A 17,479-nucleotide genomic window follows, 5' to 3' on the forward strand; every position below is an offset into this window, starting at 1 on the left:
CCGAATTATAGGTTAGGAAAATTGCTTTCTTAAATTCTCTGAGTATGCCGGTAAATCACTACCTTGGTTCTCAGATGCTAAACGTTAAAAATCTAGATATACAATTTCTTAACAAAGAGGACAAATCCTGGTTTAAGGCCGTAAACAAGGTAAGCTTCCAGGTTGAAAAAGGAAAAGTACTGGGCATAGTCGGCGAATCAGGCTCCGGTAAATCCGTAACCTCTTTTTCTATTATGCGACTTCATGATCCTCAAAGTACAAAAATTGAGGGCAACATTGATTTTCAAAACATCAACCTGCTCGGCCTGTCGCCCGATGAGATCAGGAAATACAGGGGCAATAAAATTGCCATGATCTTTCAGGAACCCATGACTTCCCTGAACCCGGTTTTTACTTGTGGCTATCAGGTTAAAGAAGCCATCATGCTGCACCAGCGGGTAGATAAACAAACTGCAAAAGAGAAAACCATTGCCTTGTTTAAAGAAGTACAGCAGCCCAGACCGGAAAATATATTTGACAGTTACCCGCACCAGCTTTCAGGGGGACAAAAACAAAGGGTAATGATTGCCATGGCCCTAAGCTGCAACCCCGAACTGCTGATTGCCGATGAGCCTACTACAGCATTGGATGTTACCGTACAGAAAACCATTTTGCAATTGCTGCTGAAGCTGAAAGAAGAGCGCGGAATGGCCATGATCTTTATCTCGCACGACCTGGCAGTGATCAGTGAGATTGCGGACGAGGTGGCCGTAATGTACAAAGGACAAATCGTGGAACAGGGAGCGGCAGCGCAACTGTTTAACCATCCGCAACACCCTTATACCAGGGGCTTACTGGCCTGCCGCCCCGCCCCTCAGCGCCTGCTGAAAAAACTTCCGGTAGTGGCCGATTTTATGAACGGCGACAAAGAAATGGGCCTGAAGCATTTACTGGAAATGAACAGTTATACACAGGCCGAAATAGAACAGCGCAGGCATAACCTTTATCAGCAAAAACCCTTGCTGCAGGTGAAACAATTGTGTACCTGGTATCCGATAAACAAGGGGCTTTTTGGCAAAACAACGGAATATGTAAAAGCTGTGGACGACATTACTTTTGATGTGTTTCCAGGCGAGACCTTAGGACTGGTTGGCGAATCCGGATGCGGAAAGACCACGCTGGGCCGTAGCATTTTACGATTGGTGGAGCCCACTTCAGGCGAGCTGCTGTTTGACGGGACCGACTTATCCTCGCTGGATACTGCCGGATTAAGAAAAATGAGAAGAGCGGTACAGATCATCTTTCAGGACCCCTACTCTTCCCTCAACCCGCGTTTAACCATCGGTAATGCGCTGATGGAACCCTTACAGGTGCATGGCATGTTCGACAACAATGAGCAGCGGAAAGCCCATGTGCTGAATCTATTGGACCGGGTAGATCTGAAACCTGAATATTTCAACAGGTATCCGCACGAATTTTCAGGCGGACAGCGCCAACGCATAGTCATTGCAAGGGCCCTGGCCCTACAGCCCCAGTTTATTATATGCGATGAATCGGTATCGGCACTGGATGTTTCTGTACAGGCCCAGGTGCTCAACCTGCTCAGAGAATTGCAGGAGGAGTTTGGGCTTACCTATATCTTTATCTCACACGACCTGGCCGTGGTAAAGCACATCTCCGACAGGATGATTGTGATGAACAAAGGCAAAATTGAAGAACAGGGCTTTCCGGAAGAAATTTACCATAACCCTAAAGCTGAATACACCAAAAAACTAATTGCAGCTATACCCGGGCATGCTTAATCGGATACCTTTTTTTCGGTATCGATTTGTTTACCCTTGTGCAGGGTAGCAGAAAGCCTGATCAGGGCGGTATTTATGGCCCTTCTGATCTCCCTTTCCTTAATTTTATCATACCTTTTCAACAAGATCATCACCTTAAATATGGCCACATCTTTGTTGATGGCAAGGGTCTTAACGGTTAACCCACCCTCCACAACATTCTCCGAATAGTCCTGAATAATTTTATATAAATGATTTTCCAGGTACTCGGGGGTAAAGCCATTGGCCAGCGACATGTCAAATTCTATGCTCAGCTTTTTGATGTTTTGCTTAGACTGGTTAACGATCACTGAACTGAAAGCCAGCGAGTTTGGGATGATGACCATATCACTGTCCTCATTCTGCAGGATCATATTGATCAGGGTAATGTCCAGGATCTTACCTTCATGCTCGCCAATCTTAATGTGGTCTCCCAAAGACAACCTGTCGGAAAACATAATGATCAGTCCGTTGATCATGTTGTTGATGTAGTCCTTAAAAGTGACCGCAATGGCAGCCGCAACGATGGAAACGCTGAATATAAACTCTTCAATTTTTATATTAAACAAGGTGATACCCGCAATGACAAAAAATACAGTATTTAATATGGATTGGATACGGTTGATGCCCAGGATAAAATTATCCTTTACATTGTTTTTGAATTTATGTTTGCGGATGTACCAGTAAATGATAACCAGGCGCACTACGGAAATGACCAGACTGGGCCCAAGAAAAACCATGATTGCTCCGGATGCTTTAGCCAGACCAGGGTATTCTGCATACAACAAAGGCTTGTTAATATAAAAATAAACCAGAAACAGGTAAAAGATGGCTTTGATCAGGATCATCAAAATTTCCTTACCCGTCTTTCTTTCTCTGTCTTCAATCATTTTTAATCGTTTTAAGTTTAACCATAAGCAGGTCATCAAAGGTACAAAATACAACAATACTCGCTTCAAATTGTTACCTTCGGGTGATTCATAAACAGATTATGGCAAAAAAGAAATCAGCCCACCTGGAACTCGTTTTAATACAATTGATTAGCGATGTTCTGGAGAAAAGCAATAAAGAAGCCCTGAATTACAAACAGGTTTCGGCTAAATTGAACCTTACCGATGCCGATTCAAGGGAAACCATATCGGAAATATTAAAAGAACAGGCCAGGAAAGGTGTATTTTCAGAGCCTGAAAAAGGAAAATTCAGATTGAAGGACCTGAAGACCTTTATTACCGGAAAGGTAGACATGACGGCAGACGGCGCAGCATTCATTATCCCCGATGATGAATTTGAAAAAGATGTGTTCGTATCGGCCAGAAAGCTCCACAATGCACTGCATGGTGATAAGGTGAAGGTTTACATCTATGCTAAAAAAAGCGGACGTAAAAACGAAGGTGAAGTTGTAGAGATCATAGAACGGTCGAAAACAGATTTTATTGGCGTCATCAGGATCTCAGAACGTTATGCCTTTGTAAATGTAGACGACCGCAAAATGCTGCACGATATTTTTGTGCCCCTGAACGATCTTAACGGTGCAAAAAACGGACAAAAGGTTCAGGTAAGCATTACCGAATGGCCTGAAGGTGTAAAAAACCCGATCGGAAAGATCATCAATATACTGGGCGAACAGGGCGAGAACAACACGGAAATGAACGCCATTCTTGCACAGTACGGTTTTCCATTGAGCTTCCCGGCCGAAGTAGAGCTGGAGGCCAATGCCATACCCGAACAGGTAAGCGCAGCAGAAATAAAAGGCCGGAAGGATTTTAGAAATACCACTACCTTTACCATTGATCCTGCTGATGCAAAAGACTTTGACGATGCCATTTCTTTTAAAACATTGGAAAACGGCAATTATGAAATAGGTGTGCACATTGCTGATGTTTCCCATTATGTGAAGCCCAACAGCAGCCTGGATAAAGAAGCTTATGCCAGGGCCACTTCGGTATACCTGGTAGACCGCGTAATTCCCATGCTGCCGGAACGCCTGAGCAATGGCGTTTGCTCCTTAAGGCCCAATGAAGATAAACTGTGCTTTGCAGCGGTATTTGAACTGGATGAAAAGGCAAACCTGGTTAACGAATGGTTTGGACGTACAGTGATCCATTCCGACCGCCGCTTTAGTTATGAGGAAGCACAGGAAGTGATTGAAAACAAAGCCGGCGATTATGCCGCTGAAATTCTGAAGCTGAATGAGCTTGCCTATATTTTAAGGGATAAAAAGTTTAAGAACGGCGCCATCAGTTTTGAAAGCACCGAAGTGAAATTTAAACTGGACGAAACCGGTAAACCTATTGGTGTTTATGTAAAAGAACGCAAGGATGCCCATAAACTGATAGAAGATTTCATGCTGCTGGCCAATAAAAAGGTAGCTGAATTTATTGCTAAAAAAGGCAAAGGAAAGCAGAAATATACTTTTGTTTACCGCTCACATGATTCACCTAACCTGGAAAACCTGGGCAACTTTGCCTTGTTTGCCGCACGTTTTGGTTATAAGATCAACATGAAATCGGACAAGGAAATCGCAAAGTCTTTAAATTACCTGATGGAAGATGTAGAAGGCAAGAAAGAACAGAATGTACTTACCCAGCTGGCCATCCGCTCTATGGCCAAGGCCATTTACACCACCAAAAAAACAAGCCATTATGGACTGGCATTTGACCATTATACCCACTTCACTTCACCCATCCGCCGCTACCCTGATGTGATGGTACACCGCCTGCTTGCAGCATACCTAAACAATGAAAAGTCGGCCAATGAAGAAGAATATGAAATTGCGGCCTCCCATTCTTCAGCGATGGAGAAGCGGGCTGCAGATGCAGAACGTGCCTCTATCAAATACAAACAGGCCGAATACCTGGAAGAAAACGTAGGTAACATTTTTGCAGGCATCATTTCCGGTGTAACAGAATGGGGAATGTATGTAGAGCTAACTGAAAATAAATGCGAAGGGATGATACGCCTGAGGGACATTACAGATGATTTCTATGTGCTTGATGAGAAAAACTATTGCATAGTTGGCCAGCGCAAACAGAAAAAATATCAGCTTGGCGATGAAGTACAGGTGAAAGTAAAAAAAGTAGACCTGGCCAAACGTCAGATCGACTTCACCTTAATTCAATAAAAAATCAGATTCCGGAAAATCCTTTTACATAAGATGTATACTCCTGCCCAATTACAAGAAGTTATAGAAAACGCGATTCAAAACATCAATTATCCTGCCCAGCCGGAAAAACTCTATGCGCCCATACGCTATATCATGTCTATGGGGGGCAAAAGAATAAGACCGGTACTTACACTCATGGCCGCAGATTTATTTGAAGCAGATATCCTGAAAGCAATACCTGCAGCACTGGCTATTGAAACTTTTCACAATTTCACCTTAGTCCACGATGACATTATGGACAATGCCCCGCTCCGCAGGGGTAAGCAGACCGTACACGAAAAATGGGGCATCAACAATGCCATTTTAAGCGGTGACGTGATGATGGTTGAAGCGAACAAACAACTGTCCATGCTGCACAGCGCTATATTAAAGGACGCACTGGAAACATTTAATGCTACTGCAAGAGGCGTTTGCGAAGGACAGCAGCTGGACATGGAATTTGAACAACAGGCCATAGTAAGCATTCCGGAATACATCAATATGATCCGTTTAAAGACTGCGGTACTTTTAGGCGGGGCCATGAAATTGGGGGCACAGGTAGCCGGGGCAGACCATAATGAAGCAGAACAGCTTTACCAGTTTGGCCTGAACCTGGGTATAGCCTTCCAGCTGCAGGACGACATCCTGGATGTGTATGGCGACCCCGAGAAATTTGGCAAACAGGTAGGCGGCGATATCATTGCCAATAAAAAAACACTGCTGTTGCTGAAACTAAAAGAACTGGCCAGCGCCGAAGACCTGCGGAAACTGGAAGCACAAAGCACAAATAAAGACCATACTGAAAAAGTAAAGCACATTACCGGGCTGTACAATGCTTACAACATCCCCGAACTGGCTGGTATAGAAATGAGAAACTACGCCGATAAAGCCTTTGATGCCCTTAACGCCGTAAAGGTACCTGAAGCAAGGAAATCTGAACTGCTGGAGCTGGCAGACCTGCTGATGAGCAGGGAACATTAGGCTTAAATTTTAATGGTCCAGCAATTGGCTTACCTTTTCTATCGTTAGGGGTTTGGTGTAAAAATCTTTAACGCAGAGAAAGGATTTTGCTTTGGACCGCTCCCGCGGATCTATGGAGGAGGAAACAATAACCACATCGATAAAAACATTAAGCTCTTCCATCATTTCCAGAAATCTCCAGCCATCGATTCCAGGCATGTGCAGGTCCAATAAAATAAGATCAGGTGTATGCTGTTGAATGTATGACAGGGCCTTTTGGGGGTTGTCAAACAATACAATCCTTTTATCGCTGTGGTGCTTTCTGATCAGCATTTTATGGAGTTTATTGGTCACCACATCATCATCTACCAGTACAATATGGTTGTGGTCAGATTTAGGACCAGGCTTATCAAATAAGTCGATACAGTCGTGCTTGTTGAGCATCTTGTTCAGCATTTTAATGATCTCATCCAGTTTAACTGCCTGAAGATTGATATCATTGAGCAGGCGGCTCATCTTTAATGCATCATAAGAAGCCAGCTGGGCATAATTGGTAATTGTTGAAAGACTTAAGATATTGGTTATTGGTGCCCTTAACTGATGCGAGGTGAGGTGCGAATACTCTCTGATCATATTGATCACCCCTCTTGAACTGCTGATATCTGCTACGGTACAAACAATAGTATCTGTGATCTCATTGATGGTAAGTGGCGTAAAAATGATATGGAAAATCAGGTCGTTTGACTTAAAAACAGACAGCCGCTGTTCTATACTAAAACAATGACCTTCAAAGCATCTTGACAACAGGATTGTAAAATGCTTCCTGTAATTTTGTGCAATGATTTCCACAACCGACTCCCCAATTACGGGATTTTTTGCAAGAAGACTACCCAGGTCATTTGGAGAGTCGATCTTAAAAAAAGTAAGCTGATAATTTTTATCAATTAAAAAAAATGAACTTGAGGTTCGCCCGCAACTGTTTTTATTTGGCATATTCAACGTGTTTTAAGCTGTTGCAGCGCGCATTCATCATGATAATACCATATTATATACAATACACATCATGCTTTTGGCATTAACATAGCTAATCCCTTTTACTATAAATGTTCTCCTAATAAATTTTATGGAGCTATAATTGCTTTGATTCCTGGAGCAATTAGTTATCCCGTCCATCACAAATCAACGAAATATATATTACTTATGCAAGAAATTCTATCAAAGAAAGAGATTGGTGAACGCATAAAGGACTTAAGAACGAAGCACAACCTTTCGCAAGCATTTATTGCCAATATTTTAAATTTATCAAGAAGTAATTATTCTCAAATAGAACTTGGCAACCAGTATCCTTCGTTCAACACCCTACACGAAATCGCCAGGTATTATAGCAAGACCTATGATTGGCTGCTACATGGCACAGATGCTAAGGCCGCAACGGAAAATCCGGCCAAAATAGACCTTATTTTAAATGACCTCGAAACTTCATTCAGGAGTTTCACCAGCTCATTAAAAAAACTGGAACAGGAATTAAACCACATCAAATCAAGAAGAGCCAAGGTTAGGGTATAAAGCCGGCAGAAATACCCATAAGCACCATAAACAGAAAAGGTCACAATATCAATTGTGACCTTTTCTGTTTATGGGTTATGCCTGTAACTTATTCTGCAGGTGCAGCTTCAGTCTCAGTAGCTGCTGTTTCGGCTTTAACTGCTTTTTTAGCAGGGGCTTTCTTTGCAGGTGCTTTTTCTTTTTCAGCTTTTGCTTCTTTTGCCGGAGCAGCAGCTTTTGCTGCTTTCACAGCCGGAGCTTTCTTTTCCGGAACTGCTGTAACAACAGCAGCAGGCAATACAGAAACATAAGATTTATTGTCCTGTTTCTTTTTGAAGATTACAGTACCATCAACCAAAGCGAATAAAGTATGGTCTTTGCCAATACCTACTCCTTTATCAGGATGATGTTTTGTACCACGCTGACGTACCAAAATGTTTCCGGCGATAGCTTCCTGACCACCAAAAATTTTGATACCTAAACGTTTGCTATGCGATTCACGTCCGTTTCTCGAACTACCGGCTCCTTTTTTATGTGCCATCTTGTTTTATATTTTATGAACTACCTGAATAAACGGTAATCTATTGTTTAACAATAATTATAAACTGATACCAGAGATCTGGATCTTGGTGAAATACTGACGGTGACCGTTTTTCTTTTTGTAACCTTTTCTGCGTTTCTTTTTGAAAACGATTACTTTATCACCTTTTAAATGAGACACGATTTTAGCTGAAACAGTTGCGCCTTTCAATGCAGGAGCTCCTACAGAGATTTTACCACCATCTTCAACCAACAATACATTGTCAAATTCAATACTAGCGCCTTCATCCCCTTGTAAACGGTGTACAAAAAGGTGCTGGTCTTTTGCAACTTTGAATTGCTGTCCTGCTATATTTACTATTGCGTACATTGTTAATTAATTATTATTTTAAATTGTTTATTTTATCGAGGTGCAAATATAGAAATTATTTTCTAAATCCATAAATGATTTAGTTTTTTAAAGCAGCTTTCTTTCCGTAACGTTCTTCTGCATCAGTAATGCTCTGCATCAGTAATGTTTTCATCTGCTCGGCCAGCCCCTTAAGCTTCTGTATTTCGGTATAATCGGTAACATAAATTACCTTTTTCGACTTTTTCTTATAATTGAACTGCATCACATAACGCAGTACCTTAGACGAATCCAGGTTGGTACCGGAATTGGCAATCACATCCGGAAAATTCCAGAAACCCAGTTCACTTGCCTTCGAATGCAGATAAAGAATATCGTCTTTTCTTAGCTTAACATTGGTCCTGATCAAAGAATCCTGGGCGTTCACGTACTGATAAGCGCCCGTAGCCGAGTTATAACTGTTTTCAAGCTTGTTGCCCGGCCCCCATTTAAATTCTATCGACTCAAATTCCTTTAGCTTAAAAGGGGCATTTCTAAACATAGGCACATAATAAACAATGCAATAGATCAGAAAAGGGACTACAATGGTTAATGCCAGAAATATTTTTTTTGCGTTGTTACTCATAATTATGCTTCCTTAATTTCAATACTATCGGGGTTGTATTCTCCCTCCCACTTGGCTATCACAACTGTAGCCAGACAATTTCCGATTACATTTAAAGATGTCCTTCCCATATCCATTAACTCATCAATCCCTAAAATAGCAGCAATAATAAAGGTTGGCAGGCCAAACTGGTCTGCAGTAGCGATCAGAATAATCAGTGATGCCCTTGGAATGGCGGCCACCCCCTTACTGGTGATCATCAGTGTAAATACAATCAGCAGCTGTTCACCAAAACTCAGGTGCATCCCTGCGGCCTGTGCCACAAAAATAGAGGCCAGCGAAAGGTATAATGTAGTGCCGTCAAGGTTAAAGCTGTAACCGGTGGGAATTACAAAAGATACGATCTTACGTGGTACACCAAATTTTTCCATGGCACTCATCGCTTTGGGAAGTGCGGCATCGGAACTTGTGGTGGCAAACGCAATAGAAACCGGTTCCTTTATGGCATTGATAAACTTAAGTATAGGCAGTTTGATATAAAGCGCGATGGGCAGCAGTACAATAAGAATAAAGGCAATGAGCGCCATATACAAGGTAGCTACCAGCATGAACAGGTGTTTCAGGATATCTACGCCCATGTGCCCTACCGTATAGGCCATTGCAGCACCTACCCCTATAGGGGCAAAGTACATGATCACATTGGTAAATTTAAACATGGTCTCAGATAAGCTCTCGCAAAAATCAACCATAGGTTTTCTTTTCTTTTCATCCACCATTGCCAAACCAATACCAAAAATAACCGAGAAAATAACGATCTGTAAAATCTGGGCATCATACACTGATTTCACAATATTCTCCGGAAAAATATTCCTGAAAAAGGCCAGCGTCTTATACAGCCAGTGTACCCCATCCGGCAAAGTACTCAGTATGCTTTCGTCTGTTACATCCTTCACAGGTTTTGGCAAATCGTTATGGGGCATATTTTCTATATTTACACCAACCCCCGCATGGGTAAGGTTAATTGCTGCCAGACCAATAAACAAGGCTATGGTAGTTGCAAAATAAAAATACAACATAGACTTCCACGCCATCCGTCCTACCTGCTTTAAATCAGAATGTCCGGCTATTCCATAAACCAGGGTACCAAATAAGATAGGTCCTACAATGGTCTTAACCAGTTTAATAAAGCCCTTACTCAGGGGCTGAAGTGCTACAGCAACATGCGGATAGTCTATCCCTATAAATATCCCCAGTACCATACAGACCAATATCCAGGTAGTAAGGTTTTTTCGGATCAAAGCGTAGGCCAATAGTTCGAGGGCCAGCAGCCAGCGAGTGGCCATCATAACGTTGTCCGGTACATCAACAATGTTGAAATCCTTTAAAACGCCTAAACATGCCGCAACAGTGATAAACAACAAAGTGATTAACCCGACCCTGTTTTGTTTCATATACTAAGGTTTGTTTGATTTGCAACAAAAGTAATTATTTGTACCAAGCCCGCAAACATTTATTATTTTTGGCCCGGTCGGGCTGTAACATTTCAGCCTTAAGGCAATCAAACCACCATTAGCCCTTAATTGATGGAAAAAAAGGATCAATTATTTAAACAGATTTTCGATACAAATTCTAAAAAGATATTCCACTTATGCTACGGTTATACCGGGGATGAGGATGCAGCCAACGACCTGCTTCAGGAAACTTTTTTGAAGGTTTGGCAGAATCTTGATAAATTCAGGAACAAATCGCTCATCTCTACATGGATTTACAGAATTGCCGTAAATACCTGTTTAACTTACCTGAGATCTGAAAAACGCCAGGCAAAAGATGAACTGACGGATAACATTATAGAAAACCGGCCGGAAGAATTTTCTGAGAAAAATGAACAGATAGCCCTGCTCTACAAATCTATCTCCCAACTGGAAGAAAATGACCGCCTCATCATCACTATGGTACTGGATGAACTGCCATATCATGAAATAGCCGAGATTTCCGGTATCAGTGAAGGGAACTTAAGGGTAAAAATTCATCGCATTAAATTAAAACTTACAGAATTATACAACCAGCATGCAAGAATTTGATCACATACAATCGCTTTGGCAATCACATTCTGTTGAGGTAAAGATCTCATCTGAGGAAATGCTGACGCAAGCCAAAAAGGAAGTAAATTCCATTCGCAACAAATCCGTAATGAACATCACAGGAATGCTCTTGTCATTTATAGCCATAAGCTGTTTATGGCTGTTCTTTGATTTTCAGTCATGGACCACTTACGCAGGGATATTTATTTTTTTAACGGCCATTGCGGCTACCACCTTCATGTTGTACAGGGGGCACCGGTTAATCTCGAAAAACGATTTTACCACGCACCCTAACGAATTCCTGGTCAATTTAAAACTTTACCAGATCAACCGCTTTAACCTGTATAATAAACTGTACTGGATATATGCCATTGCCTTAAGCCTGGGCATCATCTTTTATTTCCTGGAAATACTGACTTATTTTGACACCTGGCTGCAATGTCTGATTGTTTTGCTAACCCTTGGCTGGATGGTTTTCTGTTCTACCCTGGTGCGCAGGGCAGTAATGAAAAGGGAAAAAGAAAGGATAGCTTTGCTGATCGAAAAGTTTGAACGTCTGGGCAGCCAGTTTAAAGAAGGGGCATAAAAAAAGTCATCCGGACTCTTCGGATGACCTTATTATTAACTAACCCAAATTAAATTCATCCAAACTTATATACTGGGTTTCCTGCTTCAAATTTACTTTAACAAGCCATCCGTCAATAAGCGAAAATCACCATTATGTTTACTAAATGTTAAATCTATTTAATTTAACGCGATTTTACCTGTACTGACCTGGTGTAACATTGAAAGCGTTTCTGAACAGCCTGATAAATGAGCTTGGACATTCAAAGCCTACTATATCTACAATTTCGTTTACCGGATAGTTGGTATGCTTTAACAGGTGCTTTGCCTGCTGGAGCCTGATCTTGGTAAGAAACTGGTGCGGCGATTGCTGATAGGCCTGCTTAAAAGTACGCAGCAAGTGATTAACCGACAAACAGGCCATCTGCGCAATGTCGTCAAGGCGTATGTTCTTGTTGTAATTGCTGATCATATAATCTTTAGCAATTGACAACCTTCTTATGATCTCCGTTTTGGTGGTACGGCTCAAAAATTTCAGGGCAGCTTCCCTGCGCTCTATTTCTGAATGGTACAGGTTATAATAATTGATCAGGCAATGGTGTAAATACTCATTTAAAAGCAGCTGGTCATTGGTACCGCTTTCCAAATGTCGGGTAAGGTGCTGTAAATTAAATTTAACATCGCCCTGGAGCGTATAAATTGATTCCATAAAACGCGGCTGCCCACTTTTCAGGTCGGCAGGATTGTCCAGCAGTTTTTTTGCTTCAGTCTGATAGGAATATTCAAAATCCTGCACAAAACCAGGATCAAACAGCACAGAAAGTGTGTTTACCTCTACTGATGAATCTATTTTATGGGAATAACAGGTATCGTGGTTCAGGAAAATAAAACTTCCGGGCACAAGGGTGATCTGCCGCTTCTCGATGGTATAGTTTGCTTCGCCATTAAATACTACATTAAAAGCATACTTTCCCGTAAGCATCGGATAATAGGCATCACAAGTAACTTCACTTATGATCTCATTCTTATTGATCAGGATCCTGTTATACTTCATCATCGGTTATTTTGGCCCTCAGGCATCGGTATAATCACGTTCTTCAAGCACAATAAAATGATTGCCCGTAGGATCTGAAAAACACAGTTCAAGCCCATTATCAACATAGCGTGGCTTGGTTAATGTGGCTATGCTTCTCTTTTTAAGCAGATGGTAATCCCTTAAACAATCATCCGTTTTTAAAACAATCGTCTCTGGTTCAACAGCTTCCTTTTCTACCAGCATCATAAAATCTCCGTTCTTTAATTGCAGTATAGGGCATTGCCGGCCCTGGATCTCAATTTTCTCATATAGCTTAAAGCCAGGGACATTCGAAAAGAAATGCAAAGCAGTTTCTTCACAATTAACAAAAATAACCTTGTAACCCTGATTAAAGTCCATACTTATTATACCCCTATAACCCCTATAACTAACTGAAGATTAAACAAATTTAAAAAAATACCAACAAATAACACTAACCCTTGAAGGGGTATTTTTTTATTTTAATATATATTTGTTATTTCGTTAGTGGTTATTGATTTGAGTTGAACTCAATCAAGCTGATTAAAAATCCGGAACAAGGTACAACAACAAAAACCACCCCTTAAAGGGTGATTTTTAACCCCACATTGATAATTATATTTACAAATGGTAAAAACTGCATATTATTTAAACTGTGTCTGATATCAAAAGAATTTTTGTGATGCTTTTCCTGCTTGCCAGTGGTCTTCAGGCCTTCAGTCAGCGGTACAACTTTGAGCATTACAATATCGAGGACGGTCTGGTCCAGTCGCAGGTAACAGCCATTACCCAGGATAAACAAAGACGGTTATGGATAGCCACTTTGGGGGGACTAAGCTGTTTCAATGGTAACCAGTTCATTAATTTTGGGAAAACTGACGGCTTAAACAGCAATTTTATTTTATCGCTGGCAGTAAATGCCCAAAATAGCCTCTTTATTGGTTCCGGACGAGGGTTATCTGCTTATAACGGCTTTTCCTTTTATCATTACAAGGAGACAAACAACTGGACTGACATGTTGGTTGCCGGCACCGGCAACATGGTATATGGCCTGTCAGACCGGCATCTTTTTAAAACAAACAGGTCCGCAACTGAACGCGTAAACATTAGCCGCGACACAGCCGAAATGGTAACCACCCTGGCTACCGACCAGGGCGGAAAAATATGGGCGGCAGTATATACGCATGGCATATACAGCCTGGAAGGAAACAAATGGCAGGCTAAAATAACTGGGGCTGCTGTAAAAAATTTAGTGGTCACCGGGCTTTTAATAGATAAATTTGTTAAAGATAAAATCTGGTTGCTGACAACCACTGGCATATTCCTGTCAGAAAACGGAAAACTGCTCAGCAGGTATGCCGGTAAGATTAAAAAAGCTACAGCAATCCTGCAGGACGAAAAAGGAAATATCTGGCTGGGTACAAACAAGGGCGCCTGGTACATCAGCACAGATCATGAAATCTATTTTAATGCTAAAAATGGATTTACCGATAATGTGGTTAAACAAATATTCAGGGATGCAGAAAACAACATCTGGTTTGGTACAGACGGCTCAGGGATTTACAGGTTTAACAGCAATGGTTATGTGACATTCGACGAATCGCAGGGCTTACAGAACAATATTGTAATGAGTATTGTGAACGGCCCCAAACCAGACGAAATCTGGCTGGGCACTTACGATGGCCTGTTTAGCCAGCAAAACAACCAGATCAGAAGGATCAGTATCCCTTCCGACAATGAGGATACAAAAAGGATCAATGTATTGTTAAAAGACAGCAAAAATAATATATGGGTAGGTACAGTGGGTGGTGGTTTATGGCTTTATCATAAAAACAGGTTTAAACGCATAGACCATGAAAGTCGCGGTATAGCCTGCAATGCCATTATGGAAGACAAGGACCACAACATCTGGTTATCTACAAATACCGGCTGTTTTATGGTAGACAACCTCAGCAAAAAAATAAGCCGCATCAGCCCCCGGTTTGGCAGCAGTTTACTTGAAATAGGTAAAGATTCGATAATAACCGGTACGCAGAACGGTGCTTACCTGGTTAACCATAAAAAAGAGATCAAACGGTTAAAGTTCAGGCTCATTGAAGGCTCAAGCATTTTAGCGATGCTCAAAAACGGCCCTGATGTTTTTTTTGGAACGGCCGACAATGGCCTGATCATATGGGATACAGTAACCGGAAAAGTTAAACAGCTGAGTACTAAAAACGGACTTTTTTCTGACCACATCTATAGCTTGCTCCTCGATAAAAAGGGAACAATCTGGATAGGGACCGGCAGGGGCATAAACCGGCTGAACTCAAAAGACCATAGCCTGATCAAAGGCAATGATGGGAATGCCTTACTTGTTGAATGCAACCAAAATGCAATTCTGGAGAAAGATGACAAAATCTGGATAGGAACAACCAAAGGAGCAATTGTTCATTACAACAAAATAAGTCCCTCAGTAGCGGGCACACCCTACGTTTTCATCAACTCAGCAGGTGTTTTGTCCCAAAACAAAAAAGGAGATCAGAATAACCTGCAAATTACCTACAAAGAGCGTGAACTGAACCAGGAAATAACACTGCCTTATGACCACAATCACCTGAATATCAACTTTACAGGTATTTACCTGACCAATCCTAAAGCATTGATGTATACCTACAGGTTAATCGGACTGGATACCACGTACAGTAAACCCGCTGCCAATTCTTCTATCAATTATACGGCCCTGCCACCCGGTAAATACACCTTTCAGGTTAAAGCCCTTACTGTTTCCGGAATCGAATCTGGCAATACCGCAGCCATCCACTTCCAAATTACCCCGCCTTATTATCAGACCGCCATTTTTAAGATCTTTATCCTCTTGGTTATCCTTTTGCTGATCATACTTTCGGTATACGTCATCATCAACCTGAACGAAAGACAACGCAGATTACGGCTCAAAATAAAACTGGAAGAGCAGTTTAAGATCAGAAAACAAACTGCAGAAGATTTTCACGACGATCTTGGTAACAAACTTACCCGAATCTCCGTCTTATCAGAAGTATTAACCAGTATGACAGATCAGGATGATACCGAAAAAAGGGCAATCATACAAAAAATAAAAACCAATGTGAACGAATTGTATACCGGAACAAAAGATATCCTATGGTCTTTAAACCCAAAACACGATACCTTATGTGAATTGCTGACCCATATCAGGGAATTTGGACAGGAGATGTTTAACGGAACGCCCATACTTTTTGAAGAAGAAACTTCCCTGAATGACACGGACAGCAGGCTTTCACTCGAAATGAGCAGAAATATCCTGATGATCTTTAAGGAGGCCATACACAATGCCTTAAAACACTCAAAAGCAGATCATGTTAAATTTACAGCAAAGATGGCCCATGATGTTTTAGACATCAGGCTTGATGATAACGGGACTGGTTTCGATGTAGCATCTGCCGGAAACGGTCATGGGATCAACAATATGAATGTCCGGGCCGCCCGGATCAATGGAATTTTAAACATCATCTCCAATACTAAAGGAACAACAATAGCGCTCTCTGTTAAATTTAAAACATCAAAAAATGCAGAATCAGGCAGAAGCAAGAGTAGTTATCATAGAAGATGATCAAACCATCAGAGAAGGCTATACCTATCTGATCAACAATACCTCCCCTTATCAGGTAGTCAATACCTACCCCTCCTTTGATGCCGCAAGGCAAAAGATCGGCAGGGATAACCCTGATGTGATTATCCTGGATATACAAATGCCAGGCACCAATGGCATAGATGCGCTTCCGCTGCTAAAAAAAACCTTGCCGGATGTGTATATCATTATGTTAACTGTACATGAAACAGAAAAAATCATTCTGGAGGCCCTGGCCAATGGTGCATCAGGTTACTTTACAAAAAACACTCCTTCTTCAAAGATTATCGAAGCCATTAAGGATGTTTTACAGGGCGGCGGCCCTATGAGCCCCAATGTTGCCAAAAAAGTCATCACTTCCCTGCAAAAAAACCCTGATTCTCCACTCACCAAAAGAGAGACCCAGATATTGAGTCTGATGAGCAGGGGCAAAGACAGGTCTCAGATTGCAAATGAATTGTTTATAGAGATTGAGACTGTAAAAACACACATCAAGAACATCTACCTTAAACTCGATGTGAACTCAAAAGCAGATGCCATTAAAGTTGCTAAAAATAACCGGCTGGTCTGACATTTCAACAAGCGGCCGCTTATTCCTGTTTAACCTCGTTTACAGAAAAACTATTGCCGTTTAACTGGTACTGGATCATTTTCATTTCCCCTTGTTTTATTGTCGTATCTTTTGGATTTACTACCGGAAAAGAACGGAACAGATCGCCATTTTTGATGATAAATTTATCATTGCCGGCATAGTTCTTCTTCATGTTACTGCTCAGTGGCGGAAAAGTGATCTTCCTGAATTCACCACCTGCATATTCATAAACATTTAAATCCAGTACATTCTTCTTACTCAGCAACTCAATATAGATTTCAGGATTGCCGTCATTGTCCATATCCATATTCCAGGCATCGGTAATGATCCCTTTCCGCTCATTTGAAAAAGAATTGTAGTTGTTCCTCACCGAATCGGACATCAGTATCAGATAGCCTCCAATGCTATCTACTCCTTTGCCCCAGCTCAGGACTTCAAAGTTTAATCCGGGTTTTACGCTGATATCCTTATAAAAGGCAAAAGGGCCTGTCTTTTTTTCTGCAGCTACTGGCTGCACTTTTACAGGCGACTTTTCTTCTTTATTCCCGCTGCAGGAAACCATCAAAACAATACCTGCAAAAAACAGGGCAGGCTTCATTAAAAATTTTATCGTTTTCATTT

17 protein-coding genes are annotated in these 17,479 nt (G+C 41.4%); 8 read left to right on the forward strand and 9 right to left on the reverse strand.

All coding sequences use genetic code 11. The features are described from left to right. Positions 1–44 precede the first annotated feature (44 nt). On the forward strand, positions 45–1,781 hold the full coding sequence (locus HDC92_RS01445) for an ABC transporter ATP-binding protein (RefSeq protein ID WP_183871848.1): 1,737 nt from the start codon (positions 45–47) through the stop codon (positions 1,779–1,781). Here the strand turns inward: HDC92_RS01445 and HDC92_RS01450 are convergent. Continuing rightward, a complete protein-coding gene (locus HDC92_RS01450) occupies positions 1,778–2,689 on the reverse strand; it encodes a mechanosensitive ion channel family protein (RefSeq protein ID WP_015807457.1) in 912 nt (303 codons plus the stop codon). The two genes, HDC92_RS01445 and HDC92_RS01450, sit on opposite strands and share 4 nt — an antisense overlap. Before the next feature lie 101 nt (positions 2,690–2,790). Here HDC92_RS01450 and rnr point away from each other — a divergent pair, with 101 nt between their 5' ends. Together rnr and HDC92_RS01460 are read left to right on the forward strand one after the other, a co-directional pair. Beyond that, on the forward strand, positions 2,791–4,920 hold the full coding sequence (gene rnr, locus HDC92_RS01455; RefSeq protein WP_015807456.1) for a ribonuclease R: 2,130 nt from the start codon (positions 2,791–2,793) through the stop codon (positions 4,918–4,920). 33 nt (positions 4,921–4,953) lie between these two features. Beyond that, positions 4,954–5,922, forward strand: a complete 969-nt coding sequence (locus HDC92_RS01460) for a polyprenyl synthetase family protein (protein WP_183871850.1) — start codon at positions 4,954–4,956, stop codon at positions 5,920–5,922. A 9-nt stretch (positions 5,923–5,931) separates the two neighbouring features. On the opposite strand, the gene HDC92_RS01465 is transcribed toward HDC92_RS01460, so the two are convergent. Beyond that, a complete protein-coding gene (locus HDC92_RS01465; protein WP_015807454.1) occupies positions 5,932–6,894 on the reverse strand; it encodes a response regulator in 963 nt (320 codons plus the stop codon). Positions 6,895–7,101: 207 nt separating this feature from the next. Between HDC92_RS01465 and HDC92_RS01470 the strand changes: the two genes are divergently transcribed. Further along, on the forward strand, positions 7,102–7,467 hold the full coding sequence (locus tag HDC92_RS01470) for a helix-turn-helix domain-containing protein (protein WP_183871852.1): 366 nt from the start codon (positions 7,102–7,104) through the stop codon (positions 7,465–7,467). Positions 7,468–7,555: 88 nt separating this feature from the next. On the opposite strand, the gene rpmA is transcribed toward HDC92_RS01470, so the two are convergent. The 4 genes from rpmA to HDC92_RS01490 all read right to left on the reverse strand — a co-directional run bounded on the left by rpmA (position 7,556) and on the right by HDC92_RS01490 (position 10,390). Further along, positions 7,556–7,987, reverse strand: a complete 432-nt coding sequence (rpmA, locus tag HDC92_RS01475; RefSeq protein WP_015807452.1) for a 50S ribosomal protein L27 — start codon at positions 7,985–7,987, stop codon at positions 7,556–7,558. 57 nt (positions 7,988–8,044) lie between these two features. After that, positions 8,045–8,356, reverse strand: coding sequence for a 50S ribosomal protein L21 (rplU, locus tag HDC92_RS01480; protein WP_008241463.1), 312 nt, complete (start codon positions 8,354–8,356; stop codon positions 8,045–8,047). A gap of 79 nt (positions 8,357–8,435) precedes the next feature. Beyond that, positions 8,436–8,960, reverse strand: a complete 525-nt coding sequence (locus HDC92_RS01485) for a hypothetical protein (RefSeq protein WP_183871854.1) — start codon at positions 8,958–8,960, stop codon at positions 8,436–8,438. A gap of 2 nt (positions 8,961–8,962) precedes the next feature. Beyond that, on the reverse strand, positions 8,963–10,390 hold the full coding sequence (locus HDC92_RS01490; RefSeq protein WP_015807450.1) for a dicarboxylate/amino acid:cation symporter: 1,428 nt from the start codon (positions 10,388–10,390) through the stop codon (positions 8,963–8,965). 132 nt (positions 10,391–10,522) lie between these two features. Between HDC92_RS01490 and HDC92_RS01495 the strand changes: the two genes are divergently transcribed. Beyond that, entirely contained in the window at positions 10,523–11,020 is a 498-nt protein-coding gene (locus HDC92_RS01495) for an RNA polymerase sigma factor (RefSeq protein WP_015807449.1), read from the forward strand. Beyond that, positions 11,007–11,606: a hypothetical protein gene (locus HDC92_RS01500; RefSeq protein ID WP_183871856.1), complete on the forward strand. Its 600-nt coding sequence runs from the start codon at positions 11,007–11,009 to the stop codon at positions 11,604–11,606. Before HDC92_RS01495 ends, HDC92_RS01500 begins: the two co-directional genes overlap by 14 nt. Before the next feature lie 174 nt (positions 11,607–11,780). Here the strand turns inward: HDC92_RS01500 and HDC92_RS01505 are convergent, their stop codons facing one another. Both HDC92_RS01505 and HDC92_RS01510 read right to left on the reverse strand, forming a co-directional pair. Continuing rightward, positions 11,781–12,641, reverse strand: coding sequence for a helix-turn-helix transcriptional regulator (locus tag HDC92_RS01505; RefSeq protein WP_183871858.1), 861 nt, complete (start codon positions 12,639–12,641; stop codon positions 11,781–11,783). A 15-nt stretch (positions 12,642–12,656) separates the two neighbouring features. Continuing rightward, positions 12,657–13,019 (reverse strand): hypothetical protein, encoded by a 363-nt coding sequence (locus tag HDC92_RS01510; RefSeq protein WP_183871860.1) that lies wholly within the window; start codon positions 13,017–13,019, stop codon positions 12,657–12,659. A 301-nt stretch (positions 13,020–13,320) separates the two neighbouring features. Between HDC92_RS01510 and HDC92_RS01515 the strand changes: the two genes are divergently transcribed. Both HDC92_RS01515 and HDC92_RS01520 read left to right on the forward strand, forming a co-directional pair. Further along, positions 13,321–16,248, forward strand: a complete 2,928-nt coding sequence (locus HDC92_RS01515; RefSeq protein ID WP_183871862.1) for a two-component regulator propeller domain-containing protein — start codon at positions 13,321–13,323, stop codon at positions 16,246–16,248. Further along, complete coding sequence (locus tag HDC92_RS01520; protein WP_015807444.1) at positions 16,205–16,837, forward strand: response regulator transcription factor; 633 nt, start codon at positions 16,205–16,207, stop codon at positions 16,835–16,837. The genes HDC92_RS01515 and HDC92_RS01520 overlap by 44 nt, the downstream gene beginning before the upstream one ends. Positions 16,838–16,856: 19 nt before the next feature. Here the strand turns inward: HDC92_RS01520 and HDC92_RS01525 are convergent, their stop codons facing one another. Beyond that, a complete protein-coding gene (locus HDC92_RS01525; protein WP_015807443.1) occupies positions 16,857–17,477 on the reverse strand; it encodes a hypothetical protein in 621 nt (206 codons plus the stop codon). Positions 17,478–17,479: the final 2 nt, after the last annotated feature.

It is taken from the genome of Pedobacter sp. AK017 (assembly GCF_014200825.1).
Classification (GTDB): Bacteria; Bacteroidota; Bacteroidia; order Sphingobacteriales; family Sphingobacteriaceae; genus Pedobacter; species Pedobacter heparinus.